The sequence below is a fragment of the Streptomyces sp. CT34 genome, assembly GCF_000805335.1.
GTDB lineage: Bacteria > Actinomycetota > Actinomycetes > Streptomycetales > Streptomycetaceae > Streptomyces.
Genome location: NZ_KN708638.1, coordinates 3,415,560 through 3,431,176 on the forward strand (window position 1 = coordinate 3,415,560; position 15,617 = coordinate 3,431,176).

The 15,617-nt window shown below is 72.3% G+C and carries 13 protein-coding genes and 1 pseudogene; 6 read left to right on the forward strand and 8 right to left on the reverse strand.

Annotated elements, in window-relative coordinates; all coding sequences use genetic code 11:
• The 6 genes and pseudogenes from RZ84_RS41095 to galU form a co-directional block, all read right to left on the reverse strand.
• A pseudogene (locus tag RZ84_RS41095) lies at window positions 1–574 on the reverse strand (hypothetical protein); the annotation flags it as partial.
• Between the two features lie 152 nt (window positions 575–726).
• A complete protein-coding gene (locus RZ84_RS14865; protein ID WP_043264735.1) occupies window positions 727–1,350 on the reverse strand; it encodes a GNAT family N-acetyltransferase in 624 nt (207 codons plus the stop codon).
• A gap of 14 nt (window positions 1,351–1,364) precedes the next feature.
• The gene (locus RZ84_RS14870) at window positions 1,365–1,865 is read right to left on the reverse strand and encodes a MogA/MoaB family molybdenum cofactor biosynthesis protein (RefSeq protein ID WP_043264736.1); all 501 of its coding nucleotides are present in this window, start codon (window positions 1,863–1,865) and stop codon (window positions 1,365–1,367) included.
• The gene (moaC, locus tag RZ84_RS14875) at window positions 1,862–2,344 is read right to left on the reverse strand and encodes a cyclic pyranopterin monophosphate synthase MoaC (RefSeq protein ID WP_043264737.1); all 483 of its coding nucleotides are present in this window, start codon (window positions 2,342–2,344) and stop codon (window positions 1,862–1,864) included. Before moaC ends, RZ84_RS14870 begins: the two co-directional genes overlap by 4 nt.
• 144 nt (window positions 2,345–2,488) lie before the next feature.
• Entirely contained in the window at window positions 2,489–3,838 is a 1,350-nt protein-coding gene (gene glp, locus RZ84_RS14880) for a molybdotransferase-like divisome protein Glp (protein WP_043264738.1), read from the reverse strand.
• 4 nt (window positions 3,839–3,842) lie between these two features.
• Window positions 3,843–4,748, reverse strand: a complete 906-nt coding sequence (gene galU / locus RZ84_RS14885) for a UTP--glucose-1-phosphate uridylyltransferase GalU (RefSeq protein ID WP_043264739.1) — start codon at window positions 4,746–4,748, stop codon at window positions 3,843–3,845.
• 111 nt (window positions 4,749–4,859) lie between these two features.
• Between galU and RZ84_RS14890 the strand changes: the two genes are divergently transcribed.
• Window positions 4,860–5,441 carry a 5-formyltetrahydrofolate cyclo-ligase gene (locus RZ84_RS14890; RefSeq protein ID WP_277816902.1) on the forward strand — a complete coding sequence of 194 codons (582 nt, stop codon included), beginning with the start codon at window positions 4,860–4,862 and terminating at the stop codon, window positions 5,439–5,441.
• A 223-nt stretch (window positions 5,442–5,664) separates the two neighbouring features.
• Here RZ84_RS14890 and RZ84_RS14895 read toward each other — a convergent pair whose 3' ends face one another.
• Window positions 5,665–8,379, reverse strand: a complete 2,715-nt coding sequence (locus RZ84_RS14895) for a penicillin acylase family protein (protein ID WP_043264741.1) — start codon at window positions 8,377–8,379, stop codon at window positions 5,665–5,667.
• A 164-nt stretch (window positions 8,380–8,543) separates the two neighbouring features.
• Between RZ84_RS14895 and RZ84_RS14900 the strand changes: the two genes are divergently transcribed.
• The 5 genes from RZ84_RS14900 (at window position 8,544) to mscL (ending at window position 14,916) form a co-directional block, all read left to right on the forward strand.
• Complete coding sequence (locus tag RZ84_RS14900; RefSeq protein WP_052229944.1) at window positions 8,544–10,094, forward strand: potassium/proton antiporter; 1,551 nt, start codon at window positions 8,544–8,546, stop codon at window positions 10,092–10,094.
• Between the two features lie 370 nt (window positions 10,095–10,464).
• Entirely contained in the window at window positions 10,465–11,751 is a 1,287-nt protein-coding gene (locus RZ84_RS14905) for an MFS transporter (protein ID WP_043264742.1), read from the forward strand.
• Window positions 11,752–11,953: 202 nt separating this feature from the next.
• Window positions 11,954–12,310, forward strand: coding sequence for an FmdB family zinc ribbon protein (locus RZ84_RS14910; protein ID WP_043264743.1), 357 nt, complete (start codon window positions 11,954–11,956; stop codon window positions 12,308–12,310).
• A 158-nt stretch (window positions 12,311–12,468) separates the two neighbouring features.
• Entirely contained in the window at window positions 12,469–13,302 is an 834-nt protein-coding gene (locus RZ84_RS14915) for an S-methyl-5'-thioadenosine phosphorylase (protein WP_043264744.1), read from the forward strand.
• A gap of 1,089 nt (window positions 13,303–14,391) precedes the next feature.
• Window positions 14,392–14,916 (forward strand): large conductance mechanosensitive channel protein MscL, encoded by a 525-nt coding sequence (gene mscL, locus RZ84_RS14920; RefSeq protein ID WP_043264745.1) that lies wholly within the window; start codon window positions 14,392–14,394, stop codon window positions 14,914–14,916.
• Between the two features lie 39 nt (window positions 14,917–14,955).
• Here the strand turns inward: mscL and RZ84_RS14925 are convergent, their stop codons facing one another.
• A complete protein-coding gene (locus tag RZ84_RS14925; RefSeq protein ID WP_043264746.1) occupies window positions 14,956–15,228 on the reverse strand; it encodes a hypothetical protein in 273 nt (90 codons plus the stop codon).
• Between the last annotated feature and the right edge of the window lie 389 nt (window positions 15,229–15,617).

Sequence of the window (15,617 nt, forward strand, 5' to 3'; positions counted from 1 at the left end):
CCGCCTCCGCCTTGCGCCGGTCCATGGTGAAGGTGAAGCGCCGCCGCTCCTGGGCGCGCAGATAGACGATGTACGCGGTCAGGAGGATCGCGGGGAGGGCGGGGGCCCACAGGAAGGGCAGGCCGCCCACGGCCGCGGCGATGGCGCCGGCGGTGAAGGCGAGGAAGAGGATGGTGATGGTGCGCCGGCGGCGGGCGAGGACCCTGGCGCGCTTGATGCGGTCGGTGGGGGTGGGGCGCGGCGGGGCCGGCTTGGAGCGGGCGGGGGCGGCGTCGCCGGAGGGCTCCGGGATCGCCGCGGGGTCGCCGAAGGGCCGGACGTCGACCGGGCTGTCCGGGTCGTCCACGGCGTCCGGGTCCCGCTCGTCGCCCGCATCGCCGGCGGGGCACGCCTCCTGCTCCTTGTCGTAGCGGCGCTGCATGGCCGCGCGCCCGGACAGGAGCCGGATGGCAGTGCTGAAGCGCTCGGTCGGACGGGCCTCGTTGAGCTCGTCCTGCCTACGGAGCCACATCGGCACCAGGTAGGCGGCCCAGGCCCCGACGATGACTGCGTAGATGAGGCCGCTGCTTCTCACAACTCACACGGTAGAGGGGTTTGCGTGGGGCCATCCGCCAATTGGGCCGGTGTGTCGCACGATCTGGCTGATATCTCGAACTTTTTTTGTGATTGTTGCGATGGCCTTGTGAGGAATCCGGTGCCGCTGAGGGATTAATTCGAACGGATTTTTCATTTGTGGGATGCGTCGGGTGTTCCCGGCGTACTGGGTTTCTGCCGCCGCCAGCGGTTGAGGAGGCCCTCGGGCACTTCCTCCGCGGTGAGCGCGAAAACCGCGTGGTCACGCCAGGCGCCGTCGATGTGGAGGTAGCGCGGGCGGATGCCTTCTTCGCGGAAGCCCAGTTTCTCCACCACACGCCGGCTGGGGGTGTTTTCCGGCCGAATGCAGACCTCGATGCGGTGCAGTCCCACGGTGTGGAAACAGTGGTCGACGGCGAGCGCCACGGCGGTCGGCATGACGCCGCGGCCGGCGACTTCCCGGTCGACCCAGTAGCCGATATGGCCCGAGCACATCGAGCCCCAGGTGATGCCGGCGACGGTGAGTTGCCCGGCGAGCCGGCCGCGGTATTCCACGACGAACGGCAGCATCCGGCCGGCGTGCGCCTCGGCGCGCAGATGCCGGACCATCTGACGGAACGTCGGGCGGTGCGGCACCGGAAGGCCCGGCGGGGGCGGCGGGACGGTGGCTTCCCAGGGGCGCAGCCAGTCGCGGTTGCGGCGGTTGACCTCCCGCCAGGGGCGCTGATCGCGCAGCTTTATCGGGCGGAGGGAGATGTCTCCGTCGGTCAGGACCACCGGCCAGGGCGCGTTCAGCTGGGGCTCCCGGAGGGTCTGGGGTGGTCGCCGCCGCGGAGCTGGTCGACGGCGTGCGGGAGGAGGTCGGCCAGGACGGCGAGCCCGTCGCGTACCCCGCCCGTCGAGCCCGGCAGGTTGACGATCAGGGTCCGGCCGGCGACGCCCGCCAGGCCGCGGGAGAGGGCCGCGGTGGGGACCGTGGCGCGGCCGGCGGCGCGGATCGCCTCGGGGATGCCGGGGACCTCGTAGTCGAGGACCCGGCGGGTGGCCTCGGGGGTGCGGTCGGTGGGCGAGACACCGGTGCCGCCGGTGGTCAGGACGACGTCGTAGGACCGGGCGGCGGCGTCGCGCAGGGCGGCTTCCACCGGGTCGCCGTCGGGGACGACCCGGGGGCCGTCGACCGTGAAGCCCATGGCGGTCAGGCCCTCGGCGAGCAGCGGGCCGCCCCTGTCCTCGTACACGCCGGCGGCGGCGCGGTTGGAGGCGGTGACGACGAGGGCGCGGGCGGGTCTCACGACCGGCTCCAGTCACCGGACTTGCCGCCGGTCTTCTCCTCGACGCGGACGTCGGAGATCACCGCGGCCTTGTCGACGGCCTTGACCATGTCGACGACGGTGAGCGCGGCGACCGACACCGCCGTCAGGGCCTCCATCTCGACGCCGGTGCGGTCGGTGGTCCGGACCGTGGCGGTGATCTCGACGGCGTCGTCGGCGACGGCGAGATCCACGGTGACCCCGGAGACGGCGAGCGGGTGGCAGAGCGGGATCAGCTCGGGGGTGCGCTTGGCGCCCATGATGCCGGCGATCCGGGCGGTGGCCAGGGCGTCGCCCTTCGGCATCCCCTCACCCCGCAGCAACGCGATGACCTGCGGCGAAACCAGGACCCGGCCGCGGGCGGCGGCGGTGCGGGCGGTGACGTCCTTCGCCGTGACGTCGACCATCCGGGCCGCGCCCGACGCATCGATATGGGTGAGGTGTTGCTGGCCGCTGCTCATCGTTCTCCCGGTCCAAACTGCCGCCTGTGGGACGACACCGTACCCCCGGGGGCTACCGGGCCCGCGCCGCGGGCTTCCTCTTTCCGGTATACGACTTCCCGTTGCCGGTATGCGACTTCTCGCCCGGCGGAGTGCGGCCGGCACTCACCCGCGGCCGAGCAGCACGACCTCCACGGTGGCGCCCGCGGGCACCTCGGCGAGGTCCTCGGGGACGACGATCAGCGCGTCGGAGTGGGCCATGGCCTTGATCAGGTGGGAGCCGCTGCCGCCGACGGGGGTGACCGTGCCGGCCGCCGGGTCGTAGCTGCCGCGCAGGAACTGCCGCCTGCCCTTGGGGGAGGAGCCGATGGCCTCGGTGCAGCGGGCGCGGGCGGTGGGGCGGTGGACGTCGGGGTGGCCCATGAGCGTGCGGATGACGGGGCGGACGAAGAGCTCGAAGGAGACGTACGAGCTGACCGGGTTGCCGGGCAGGGCGAGCAGCGGGACGCGGTCGGGGCCGATGAGCCCGAAGCCCTGGGGCTTGCCGGGCTGCATGGCGAGCTTGCGGAACTCCACCCGGCCGGTGACCGAGGGGGCCCGTTCAGTCGCCGCGCCCGCGGCCAGGTCGGCCAGGGTCTCCTTGACGACGTCGTAGGCGCCGACGCTGACGCCGCCGCTGGTGACCAGGACGTCGGCCCGGGCGAGCTGGTCCTCCAGGGTGGCGCGGAGGGTGCCGGCGTCGTCGGCGACGGCACCGACGCGGTAGGCGACCGCGCCGGCCTCGCGGGCGGCGGCGGTGAGCTGGAAGCTGTTGGAGTCGTGGATCTGGCCGGGGCCCAACGCCTCGCCGGGCTGGACCAGTTCGCTGCCGGTCGACATCACGACGACCCGGGGGCGGGGGTGGACCCGTACGGTGCCGCGGCCGATGGCGGCGAGCAGGCCGATCTGCGAGGGGCCCAGGACCGTGCCCGCGGGCAGCGCCCGCTCGCCCGCCGTGACGTCGCCGCCGCGGCGGCGGACATGGGCGCCGGCGGCGGCCGGGCGGTGCACGCGGACCTCGCCGGACGCGTCCTGGGGCGCGGCGCTGCGCGCGCGCATCGCGGCGGCCGGCCCCCGGCCCGTGCCGCCGTCGGTCCACTCGACGGGGACGACGGTGTCGGCGCCGGGCGGCACCGGGGCACCGGTCATGATGCGGGCGGCCTGGCCGGGGCCGACGGCGGGGAGCTCGCCGCTGCCGGCGGCGACGTCGCCGACGACCGTGAGGACCGCCGGGGCGCCCTCGGTGGCGTCCGCGACGTCGGCGACGCGGACCGCGTAGCCGTCCATGGAGCTGTTGTCGAACGGCGGCAGCGGCAGCGGGACGGCGATGTCCTCGGCGAGGACGCAGCCCTGGGCGTCGAGCAGCTGCCGCTCGGCCGGCGCCAGCGGGCGGATCGCCGCGAGGACGTCGTCGAGGTGCTCGGCCACCGACCAGACGCGGTCCGGGTGGCTGGTCTGGCCGGTGGTGCCGTTCAACGTCCTACATCTCCTCGGTGACGTAACTGCGCAGCCAGGCCCGGAAGTCGGGTCCCAGGTCTTCACGTTCGCATGCCAGTCTGACAATGGCACGCAGGTAGTCGCCGCGGTCACCGGTGTCATAGCGGCGGCCCTTGAAGACCACGCCGTGCACCGGCCCGCCCAGTCCCGGGTCGGCGACCAGTGCCTGGAGGGCGTCGGTGAGCTGGATCTCGCCGCCGCGGCCCGGGTCGGTCTTGCGGAGCACCTCGAAGACGGCGGGGTCGAGGACGTAGCGGCCGATGATGGCGAGGTTGCTGGGCGCCTCGCCCGGCTCGGGCTTCTCGACCAGGTCGGAGACGGTGACGACGTCGTCGTCGCCGGTGGGGGCGGCGGCTGCGCAGCCGTAGAGGTGGATGGCGGCGGGGTCGACCTCCATGAGGGCGATGACCGAGCCGCCGTACTGCTCCTGCACCTCTATCATCCGGCGCAGCAGCGGGTCGCGGGGGTCGATGAGGTCGTCGCCCAGGAGGACCGCGAACGGCTGGTCGCCGACGTGCGGGGCGGCGCACAGCACGGCGTGGCCCAGGCCCCTGGGGTTGCCCTGCCGTACGTAGTGGATGGTCGCCAGGTCGCTGGATTCCTGGACCTTGGCGAGGCGGGATCCGTCGCCCTTGCGGTGCAGTGCCTCTTCGAGTTCGTAGTTGCGGTCGAAGTGGTCCTCCAGGGGGCGCTTGTTGCGGCCGGTCACCATGAGGACGTCGGAGAGTCCGGCCGCGGCTGCCTCCTCCACGACGTACTGGATGGCGGGCTTGTCGACGACCGGGAGCATCTCCTTGGGGGTGGCCTTCGTCGCCGGCAGGAAGCGGGTGCCGAGCCCTGCGGCCGGGATGACAGCCTTGCTGATCCGTGCGTGCGATGGGGTGGTCATGCGCGCCACCCTAACCGGGCCGAACGGCACGATGATGAGGGTCCGGTTAAGAGATCATGAGAGACCCGAGCGAGGCCACACGTGAGCGTTGTCCACGAGAGAAAGCGCAGGTTGCGGCGGGATCTCCTGGAGGTGAGGAGATCGTTGCCGGCCACGGTCGTCGCGGAGCGGGGCGCCGCGCTGGCCCGCCGGGTGCTGGAGCTGGACGAGCTGCGGGCGGGCGCCGCCGAGGGAGCCACGCCGACCGTCGCGGCGTATGTGTCGATCGGCGGCGAACCGGACACCCGGACGCTGCTCGACGCGCTGCGGGCGGCCGGGGTGCGGGTGCTGCTGCCGGTCCTGCTGCCGGACAACGATCTGGACTGGGCGGTGTACGAAGGCGCCGAGCACCTGGTCCCGGCGGGCTGGGGGCTGCACGAGCCGGACGGCGCGCGGCTGACGCCGGAGGCGGTCACGCGGGCGGACGTGGTGCTGCTGCCGGGGCTGGCGGTGGACCGTACGGGGCTGCGGCTGGGGCGCGGCGGCGGCTCGTACGACCGGGTGCTGGCGCGGCTGGAGCGGGCCGGTGCGCGGACGTCGCTGGTGGTGCTGCTGCACGACGACGAGGTGCTGGACGAGGTCCCGGAGGAGCCGCACGACCGCCGGGTGCACGCGGCGGTGACGCCCTCGGGGGTGCACCGCTTCCGGCGCTGAGCGGCGGGGCGGGGGAAGTCCGCGGCACGCGTCGTCCGCGGCACGCGTCGGGAGCGCGTGGAAACGCCGCGCGGGGAAAACGCGTCGAATGGCGCCCCGGAATGGCCGAAAATCGCCGAACTCCCGTGTCCTGTAACACTGTTGGGCCCGGGACGCGACCGGGCGGGCCGGAGGGTTCCGGCCCGCCCGGTGGCGGCCTCGCGCGACGCGGCGGCGGGCGGCGCTACGGCGACAGTGTCAGCGTCTCCTTGCCCGCCTTCTTGACGGCCGCTTCGCCGAACGCCCAGGGGAGGAGTTCGCCCTTGGCCCACTTGTCGGTCTGGTCGTAGTAGTGGGCGCTGTAGGCGTGCCCGGAGGCGCCGGTGAGGTTGATCCAGCGGGACTTGTCGAGGTCGGCGAGGTTGACGATCATCCGCATGGACGGGACCCAGGTGACCTTGTAGCCGCCGGAGGCGTTCCAGCCGGTGGCGTCGACCGCGGCCTCACCGCCGCCGAGGTTCCACGGGCCGCGGTTGAACAGGCCCTGGAGGAAGCCCGGCCCGTCCTTGCCGAGGGTCTGGTTGGTCAGGTCCATCTGGTGGAGCCGGCCCCAGGTCCAGTTGTCGATGTTCTTGCCGAGCTTGGAGGTCAGCTCGTAGCGGGCGTCCTTCATGGCCTGCGCGAGGAGCTGGTCGCGGTTCTTCAGGCCGGGGTGGCCGGGCCGGTCCTCGGTCTTCCACCAGGCGTTTTCGGGGTCGTCGAGGATGTTGCGGACGACCTCGTACCAGCGGTCGCCGCCGTCGGGCTGGGCGGTGTCGCCGGCCCGCTCGCCGCATTCGCGGACCAGCTTGTTCTGGTCGTCGGCGGGTCCGGTGTCGCTGGCCGGGCGGACGTAGAGGCACTGGCCCCGGACGCGCAGTTCCTTGGGCATCTTGTCGCCGAAGGCGAGCTTGAGGGTGTTGCGCCAGACGGCGTTGAAGTACGCGGCGGCGGCGGAGTCGGGCTCCTGGGTGAAGTCCCAGCCGCTGAGCAGCTGCTGGGCGTCGCGGACGTACTTGTCCTTGATGTCGATCTTCGTCAGGTAGGGGGTCAGCAGCCGGGCGATCTCGCTGCTGTTGTCCTTCTGGAAGGTCTGCATGTCGTCGGTGGAGACCTTGCCGCCGTCCTTGATCTTGGACTCGATGAGGTCGTTGATCCGCTGGCTGCGGGTGCCGTAGCCCCAGTCCTTGGTGATCAGGTACGGGTACTTCTCGTCGGTGACGGCCTGGTTGGCGGTGACGATGAAGCCGCGCTTGGGGTTGTACTCGTACGGCAGCGCGCTCTGCGGGATGTAGCCGGTCCACTGGTAGGCGGGGTCCCAGCCGGGCGCCGGGTAACTGCCGTCGCCCTTGCCGCGGACCGGGATCTTCCCGGGCGCCTGGTAGCCGATGTTGCCCTTGGTGTCGGCGTAGATCAGGTTCTGGGAGGGGACCTCGAAGTCGGCGGCGGCCCTGCGGAAGTCCGTCCAGTCCTTGGCGCGGTTGAACTCGAAGAAGGCGTCCATGGTCTTGCCCGGGTCCAGGGCGGTCCAGCGCAGCGATACGGCGTAGCCGTCGCCGCGGTCGGGGGCGCCGTTGGCCACCGGGGCGTCCTTGCCGACGCCGGCCAGCTCGTCGTCGCGGTCGGAGACGATCGGGCCGTTGTTGGTGGCGCGGACGGTGATCTGGCGGCTCTCCCCGCCGGCGACCTTGATGGTCTCCTTGCGCGTGATGAAGGGCCGCTGCTTGTTGTCGTAGAGGTACCCGTCGGCGTTGATCTTCTCCAGGTACAGGTCGGTGACGTCCGCGCCGAGGTTGGTCATGCCCCAGGAGATGTTCTGGTTGTGGCCGATGACGACACCGGGCATGCCGGAGAAGGTGAAGCCGGCGACGTCGTAGTTGCACTTGGGGCCGGTGGTGCGGCAGTGCAGGCCCATCTGGTACCAGAGCGAGGGCATCTGCGGCGCCAGGTGCGGGTCGTTGGCGAGCAGCGGCTTGCCGGTGGTGGTGTGCTCCCCGGAGACGACCCAGGAGTTGGAGCCGATGCCGTTGCCGTTGGGGCCGAGCAGCGCCGGGATCTTCTCAAGGGTGGTGGACAGCGCGGAGAGCTGCGAGTGGACGCGCGCGCCGGCCGCGCCCGGGGTGCCGGCGGAGGTGCTGCCGGCGGTGGCCTTGGGGTCGAACTCCTTGGTGGCCGGGTCGACCGCGCCGCCGTCGACGATCGGCCGGTTCCGCTGGTACGGGTAGGCCGGGTAGAGCTGGTTGATCTGGGCCGGGGTGAACCGGCTGGTCATCAGGGCGCGGTCGATCTCCTCCTGCATGTTGCCGCGCAGGTCCCAGGCCATCGCCTTGAGCCAGGCCACCGAGTCGACCGGGGTCCACTTCTCGGGCTTGTAGTCGTTCTGGAAGCCGAGCGCCGCGTACTCCAGGGACAGCGCCGAGCCCTGATGGTCCTTGAGGTAGGCGTTGACGCCGGCGGCGTACGCCTGGAGGTTCTTCTTGGTGTCGGCCGACAGCTTGGTGTCGTATTCCTTCTGCGCCACCTCGTGCCAGCCGAGGGTCCGCAGGAACTCGTCGGTCTTGACCTGACTCTTGCCGAACATTTCCGAAAGCCGGCCCGCGGTCATGTGCCGGCGGACGTCCATCTCCCAGAAGCGGTCCTGGGCCTGGACGTATCCCTGGGCGCGGAAGAGGTCCTGGTCGGTGTCGGCGTAGATCTGCGGGATGCCGTTGGTGTCACGCACCACGTCCACCGGGTCGGTCAGGCCCGGGAGTTTGAGCGACCCGGTGGTCTCCGGGAAGGATGCGCGCACGGTGCTGACGCTCCAGTACGCGCCGAAGCCGATGCCCGCCACGAGCAGCAGCACGACCGTGAGCGCGACGAGGCGGCCACGCCGCCCCTTCTTCTTTTTGGGGGCCGGTCCGGACTTGTTGGCGGGCATCTCTGTCCTTCGAGGGGCAGGGTGGGAGTGCTGGAGCAACCATAGGCGCACGGCTTGTGCGACCCCTACGCGGAGTCACCGCCAGCACATCAAACTTTCAAGCAATGGTAAATTGTTAGGGTGAGTAACTAGATACGGTAAGGACCAGCCACCCGGCCGCCCCGATCCGCCCGAGGAAGGATCAGCTCCTGACTGTCGAACACCTCAACGAACTCCTGCTGATCTGCTCGCTCGTACTGCTCATCGCAGTCGCCGCGGTACGGCTCTCCTCGCGCAGCGGGCTCCCCAGCCTGCTCATCTACCTGGGGATAGGCATCGCCATAGGGCAGGACGGCATCGGCGGCATCGTCTTCGACAACGCCGAACTGACCCAACTCCTGGGCTACGCGGCCCTGGTGGTGATCCTCGCCGAGGGCGGCCTGGGTACCAAGTGGAAAGAGATAAAACCGGCACTGCCCCGGGCGGCGGTGCTCTCGACGTTCGGCGTCGCGGTGAGCGTGGGGGTCACCGCGGCCGGCGCGCACTATCTGGCCGGGCTCGAATGGCGCCAGGCCCTGCTGATCGGCGCGGTGGTCTCCTCCACGGACGCCGCGGCCGTCTTCTCCGTCCTGCGCAGCGTGCCGCTGCCGTCCCGGCTGACCGGCATCCTGGAGGCCGAGTCCGGCTTCAACGACGCCCCGGTGGTCATCCTCGTCGTCGCTTTCTCCACCGCCGGCCCGTTCGAGCACTGGTACGTCCTGCTCGGCGAGATAGCGCTGGAGCTGGCGATCGGCGCCGCCATCGGACTGGCCGTCGGCTGGCTCGGCGCCTACGGCATGCGGCATGTGGCACTGCCCGCCTCCGGCCTCTACCCGATCGCCGTGATGGCCATCGCCGTCTCCGCGTACGCGGCCGGCGCGCTGGCGCACGGCTCCGGCTTCCTCGCCGTCTACCTGGCCGCGGTCGTCCTCGGCAACGCCAAGCTCCCGCACGCCCCGGCCACCCGCGGGTTCGCCGAGGGGGTCGGCTGGATCGGCCAGATCGGGATGTTCGTGCTGCTGGGCCTCCTCGTCACCCCGCACAACCTGCTCGTCGACATCGTGCCGGCGCTGGTCATCGGCATGATCCTGACGATCGTGGCCCGGCCGCTGTCCGTCTTCACCTCGCTGCTGCCGTTCCGGGTGCCCTGGCAGGAGAAGACACTGCTGTCCTGGGCCGGGCTGCGCGGCGCGGTACCGATCGTGCTGGCCACCATCCCGATGGTCGGCGACGTCCCCGGCAGCGAGACGGTCTTCAACATCGTCTTCGTCCTGGTCGTCGTCTACACCCTCATCCAGGGGCCGACCCTGCCGTGGCTGGCCCGCCGGCTGCGGCTGGGCGAGGGTGAGGAGGCCGCCGACCTGGGCATCGAGTCGGCACCCCTGGAGCGGCTGCGCGGCCATCTGCTGTCGACGTCGATAGGGCCCGCCTCCCGTATGCACGGCGTCGAGGTCGGCGAACTGCGGATGCCGGCGGGCGCCGCGGTCACCCTCGTCGTACGGGACGGCACCAGCTTCGTGCCCTCCCCCACCACCGTGCTGCGGCGCGGCGACGAGCTGCTGGTGGTCGCCACGGACCCGGTGCGCGACGCGGCCGAGCGGCGGCTCCAGGCCGTCTCGCAGGGCGGCAAGCTGGCCGGCTGGCTCGGCACCGGCGCACACCGGGAGGAAGCCGGCCGGCGGCCCCGGCGCGGCTGAGCCGGGGCCGGCCGGCTCGTGCGGGCCCGGCGCTCGGGCTCCGTCGCGGCCCGCCTTGCCCCGCCCGGCCGCGAATGTGCTGTATCTCTCCACGGAACCAAAGGAAATCCCGGTGAAGCCCTGGTTAATCCCAGGGCTTCACCGCTTTCGACCTGTAGTATGAAGACAGAAATTTGACGGATTACGAACCAACTCTGCCTGACGCAGAGCTGGCGCGACCGCTCGGCGGCCGCGGTCCCCTGCCACACGCAGCCACCCCTCCGGTGCGGACCACGCGGTATCACTCGGTCCTGCGCGAGAGGACAGCTCTCGGCGCGTACCCGTGACGACCTCTCGGGGCAGCGCTACCAGGCGGCAGAAAGGCCCGGCCGTGGCATCCGCGGTCAAGGATTCCCGTCCCGGTTACGGACAACTGTTGCGCACGCCCGGCGCGTGGACGTTCCTGCTGCCCGGCTTCCTGGCCCGGCAGCCGTTCGCGATGCTGACCATCGGCATCGTCCTGCTGGTCCAGTCCACCACCGGCTCCTACGGCACCGCCGGCGCGGTCTCCGCCGCCACCGGCGTCTCGATGGCGCTGTTCGCCCCGCAGAGCGGCAAGCTCGCCGACCGCTTCGGCCAGCGCGCCGTCCTGATCCCCGGCGTCCTGGTGCACGCCGCCGGCGTCTCCGCCCTGATCACCCTGGCCCTCGCGCAGGCTCCCCTGTGGGCGCTGCTCGCGGTGGCCGTCCCCACGGGCGCCTCGACGCCGCAGGTCGGCCCGATGGTGCGGGCCCGCTGGGCGGCGAAGCTGGGCGGCAGCCCGCTGATGCCGACGGCCGCCGCCTTCGAGTCGGTCACCGACGAGTTCACCTTCGTCGTCGGCCCGGTGCTGGCGACCGCGCTGTGCACCGGCATCCACCCGGCCGCCGGCCTGATCGCCGAGGCCGCGCTGTCGCTGGCCGGCGGCCTGCTGTTCGCCTCCCAGCGGCGCACCCAGCCGCCCGTCCACCGGGGGCACGCCGACGACGCCCCGCGCGTCTCCGCGCTGTCCGTCCCCGGCGTACGCGTCCTGATCGTGGCGTTCCTCGGCATCGGCTCCGTCTTCGGCGGGATGCAGGTCTCGCTGACCGCTCTCACCGAGCACATCGGGCAGCCCGGCATCAACGGCGTCCTCTACGGGATCTTCGCGGGCGGCAACATGCTCGCCGGCATCGCCTGCGGCGCCATCGCCTGGAAGATCGGCCCGCGCCGCCGGCTGCTGGTCGCCTACGGGCTGCTGGCACTGGCCACCACCCCGCTGTGGGCGGTGACCTCGGTACCGCTGCTGGGCGCCGTCGGCCTGGTCGTCGGCCTGTGCATCGCCCCCGCGCTGATCACCGGCTACACCCTCGTCGAGTCGCTGGTCCCGGCCGCCGCCCGTACCGAGGCCTTCACCTGGCTGACCGGCGCGGTCGCGCTGGGCCAGGCCGCCGCGGCCACCTCCGCCGGCCAGCTGGCGGACCGCTTCGGCCCGAGCACCGGGTTCCTGGTGCCGCTGGCCGGCACCGCGCTGGCCCTGATCGTGCTGCTGGCGCTGCGGGCCCACCTGCTGCCGCGCTCCTCGAAGGTGGTCGCCGGGTCGCCGGACGCCGCCGGGCCGGCCCGCGACGACCACGACCGCGAGCTGGCGAACGCCTGACGGGCCACCGGGCCGGACGCGACAGGCGTCCGGCCCGGCCGGACCGGGCACCGGACCCGCCCCGGAGCCGGCCGCCTCGGAGGACCGGAACCGGACGTGGAGTCGGTCACCGTATCCCGGTCACGGTGGACTGATCCGCGGGAATACTGCAATATGGAGCGTCGTTAGCACTCAACGAGTGAGAGTGCCAGGAGGAAGTCAAGTGCCGACCTACCAGTACCAGTGCACCGCGTGCGGCGAGGGCCTCGAGGCCGTGCAGAAGTTCACCGACGACGCGCTCACCGAGTGCCCCAGCTGCAACGGACGCCTCAAGAAGGTGTTCTCCGCGGTCGGCATCGTCTTCAAGGGCTCCGGCTTCTACCGCAACGACAGCCGCGGCTCGTCGTCCAGCAGCAGCCCCGCCAACAGCTCCTCCTCGTCGAACGGCTCGTCGCCCTCGCCGTCCTCGTCCGACTCCTCGTCGAGCGGCTCCGCGTCGAGCGGCTCCTCGGACAGCAAGCCGTCGGCCACGGCCGCTGCCGGCACCTCGGGCTCGGCGAGCACCAGCTCCGCCGCCTGACCTCCGCGCTCTCCGGACCCCGCCACCCCCGCCAGAGGGGGCCGGCGGGGTCCGTCGCGTTCGGGGCGAGAGGCGGGCGCCCCGGCGCCCCGTGATCTGTCCTTGGCCCGCCACAGCGCCCCCGACAACGCCCGGCAACGCCCGATAGTGTGACCGGCATGGCTGACGCGGAGATTGGCGTAATCGGCGGGTCGGGGTTCTACTCATTCCTCGACGACGTGACCGAGATCACGGTGGACACCCCCTACGGGCCGCCGAGCGACTCCCTGTTCCTGGGCGAGATCGCCGGCCGCTCCGTCGCCTTCCTGCCCCGGCACGGCCGCGGGCACCACCTCCCGCCGCACCGCATCAACTACCGCGCCAACATGTGGGCGCTGCGCTCCCTCGGCGTACGGCAGGTCCTCGGCCCGTGCGCCGTCGGCGGCCTGCGCCCCGAATACGGGCCCGGGACCCTCCTGGTCCCCGACCAGGTCGTCGACCGCACCAAGGGCCGCGTCCAGACGTACTTCGACGGTGTACCGCTCCCCGACGGCAGCGTGCCCAACGTCGTGCACCTCACCTTCGCCGACCCGTACTGCCCCACCGGGCGCCGGGCCGCCCTCGCCGCCGCCGGTGGCCGCGACTGGGAACCCGTCGACGGCGGCACCCTCGTCGTCATCGAGGGACCCCGCTTCTCCACCCGCGCCGAGTCGCGCTGGCACGCCGCCCAGGGCTGGTCGGTGGTCGGCATGACCGGCCACCCCGAAGCCGCCCTGGCCCGCGAATTGAGCCTCTGCTACACCTCGCTGACGCTGGTCACCGACCTGGACGCGGGCACCGAGACCGGCGACGGCGTCTCCCACGAGGAAGTCCTCAAGGTCTTCGGCCAGAACATCGGCCGACTCCGCGAAGTCCTCTTCGACACGGTCGCCGCCCTCCCCGGGAGCACCACCCGCGACTGCCTGTGCACCGACGCGCACCAGGGGTGGGACCTGGGCATCGAGCTGCCGTAGGGGGGAGCCGGGGTCGGGGAGCCGGGGTCGGGCAGGGTGCCGGGCCCCGGCCGCGTGACCCCGTTTGACCGGGGGCCGGGGGCCGGGTGGCCCGGCGACGAGGGTGCCGGGTGGCTGAGGTTGTCGGATGGTCGGGGGGCAGCCGGATGGCCGGGCGGCGGCCGAATGGTCGGGGAGCGGCCGGATGGCCAGGTGGTGGCCGGGTGGCCAGGTGACGGAGTTATCCACAATCGCGGGGCTGTCCACAGCCCGGAGCGGGCTGCGGCGGAATGCGGCACGGTGATGTTCACCGGGCCCGAACGGCGGGTCCGGGAAGCCGATTCCCCACCGCAGGCGGTGATCACCATGGCCCGTCCGTCCCCCGACCCACTCGTCCCCACCCTCGATCCCGCACCCTCCCCTCCGCCCCTCCCAGCTCCTCCGCTACCCACTCCCCCGCCATGTGAAGTGCCGCACTTCCCGCCGGTACGGGTGACCGGCGCCCGCAGCCGGTGGCGGCGGGCCCACCGGCAGCGCCTGCTCACCGCCGCCCTCGCGATCACCGCGGCAGCACTGGCCACCGGCGTATCGAACGGGCCCGTACGAGCCGCCCCCGCACCCGCCTGCCCCGCGGCGCCGACCCCCGCCGGAGGTCGGTGATCATGTCCGTCCCGCCGGCTCCGCCCCAAGATCGAGTGGCGTCCCCGTCCGACGCACGGAAGACTTCTCCGGGTGGCGGGGCACCCGCGCGCCTCTTACCGGGGCGCGTCCGGACCACCGATACCGACGCCGCTATCGATACCGCCGACCCCCTCGCCGTCGCGATCGCCGGACCGACGACCGACGTGACGGCGGCTCCCATCGCCCCCGGGACGGCCGTTCCGGTCGCCGTACGACGAACCCCACCGCGGGCTCATCCACCCCCTACGGCGCACCGTCCCACGGCCCGTCCCCGCACGTACCGCGGCCGTGTCGCCCGGATCCGCACCGAGGCACCGGTCGATCGCCGGTCCGTGTCGCGCGATTGGACATCCCTGCCCCGCCCTGCCGTAAGTTGCGGTGCCGATCGTCGGTGCACCGTCCAGAGCAAGCGTGGAAAGAGGCTGTCAGGTGAGCGAGAAAAAGGGCGAGCGGAAGAGCGTCCTCCAGGGATTCAAGGAATTCCTGATGCGCGGCAACGTCATCGAGCTCGCGGTGGCGGTCGTGGTCGGTGCGGCGTTCACCAGCATCGTCACCGCGGTCGTCAAGGGCGTCATCAACCCGATCGTGGGCGCGCTCGGCTCGAAGAACCTCGACAACTACCAGGCGTGCCTGACCACCACGTGCAGCGTGGACAAGAAGACCGGCCAGTTCACCGACGGCATCTACATCCTGTGGGGCTCGGTGCTCAGTGCGGCGCTGACGTTCCTGATCACCGCGGCGGTCGTCTACTTCCTCATGATCCTCCCGATGAACAGGTGGAAGGCCCGCCAGGACGCCAAGAAGCCGACCGACACCGCCCCGGCGGCCCCGACCGAGATCGAACTGCTCACCGAGATCCGCGACGCCCTGGTCGCCCAGCGCAACGGCACCTCCACGGCACCGGACGCGGCCTCGACGGCGGGCGCCATCATCAGCCAGAAGACGCAGCACTAGCGGGCGCTAGGACCGGCATACGCCGCCCCGTCGCCTCGCTCAGAGGTGGTGGGGCGGTTTTTCGTCGAGGAAGCGCGCGAGGTCGGCCGCACTGTCCCCGGACGCGGGGCGCTCCCCCCAGCCGCGGTCGGTGTCGTCCGAGGACTGCCGGCCCAGCGGATCGTCGAAGATCAGAGCCGCCGCACCCCGCGGCGCCGGACGCACCGCGGGCGCGCTCGCGGGAGCCGACGTCGGGGCCTGGGCCTGGGGCTCGACCTGGACCTCGGGCGCTCCGTCCGGGGAGGCCGTTTCGGGTTCGGGCGTGGTGCTCACCCCTTCAGGGTACGGGCGCGCAGAACGCGGAGGAGCGGGCGGCCGGGGGCCGGTGGCCGGGGCCGGGGCCTCCGTAAGGAGCGGGACGGACCGTGGAGGGGGCAGGTCCGCCAAGGGACGGGATCCGCTGTGGGGATCCGCCGATGGCAGGTACGGGCCGCGGCGGTGGGCTTCGGCGTCCTCGGCGCCGGCTGGCTAGGCGCCCCTGTCGTGGGTCGGTATCGGGTGCGGACGGTTGGCATTGTGCGGACGGGTCGGGGGGCCGTGCTCGGCACGGTTCCGGCTGAGAGGGCGGCTGCGGTCGGTGCCGGGGAGGGGATGGGGGCGGTGCGAGCGGTGCTGATCGCTTGGGCGGTGGGGCATGGGGGTTGGGCTTTCTGGTGGGCGGG

Coding starts and splice junctions, on each gene's coding strand:
- RZ84_RS14895 (WP_043264741.1), bottom strand. CDS start 8,379: ATGCCCGCCAACAAGTCCGGACCGGCCCCCAAAAAGAAGAAGGGGCGG.
- galU (WP_043264739.1), bottom strand. CDS start 4,748: ATGACCACCCCATCGCACGCACGGATCAGCAAGGCTGTCATCCCGGCC.
- moaC (WP_043264737.1), bottom strand. CDS start 2,344: ATGAGCAGCGGCCAGCAACACCTCACCCATATCGATGCGTCGGGCGCG.
- RZ84_RS14915 (WP_043264744.1), top strand. CDS start 12,469: ATGGCTGACGCGGAGATTGGCGTAATCGGCGGGTCGGGGTTCTACTCA.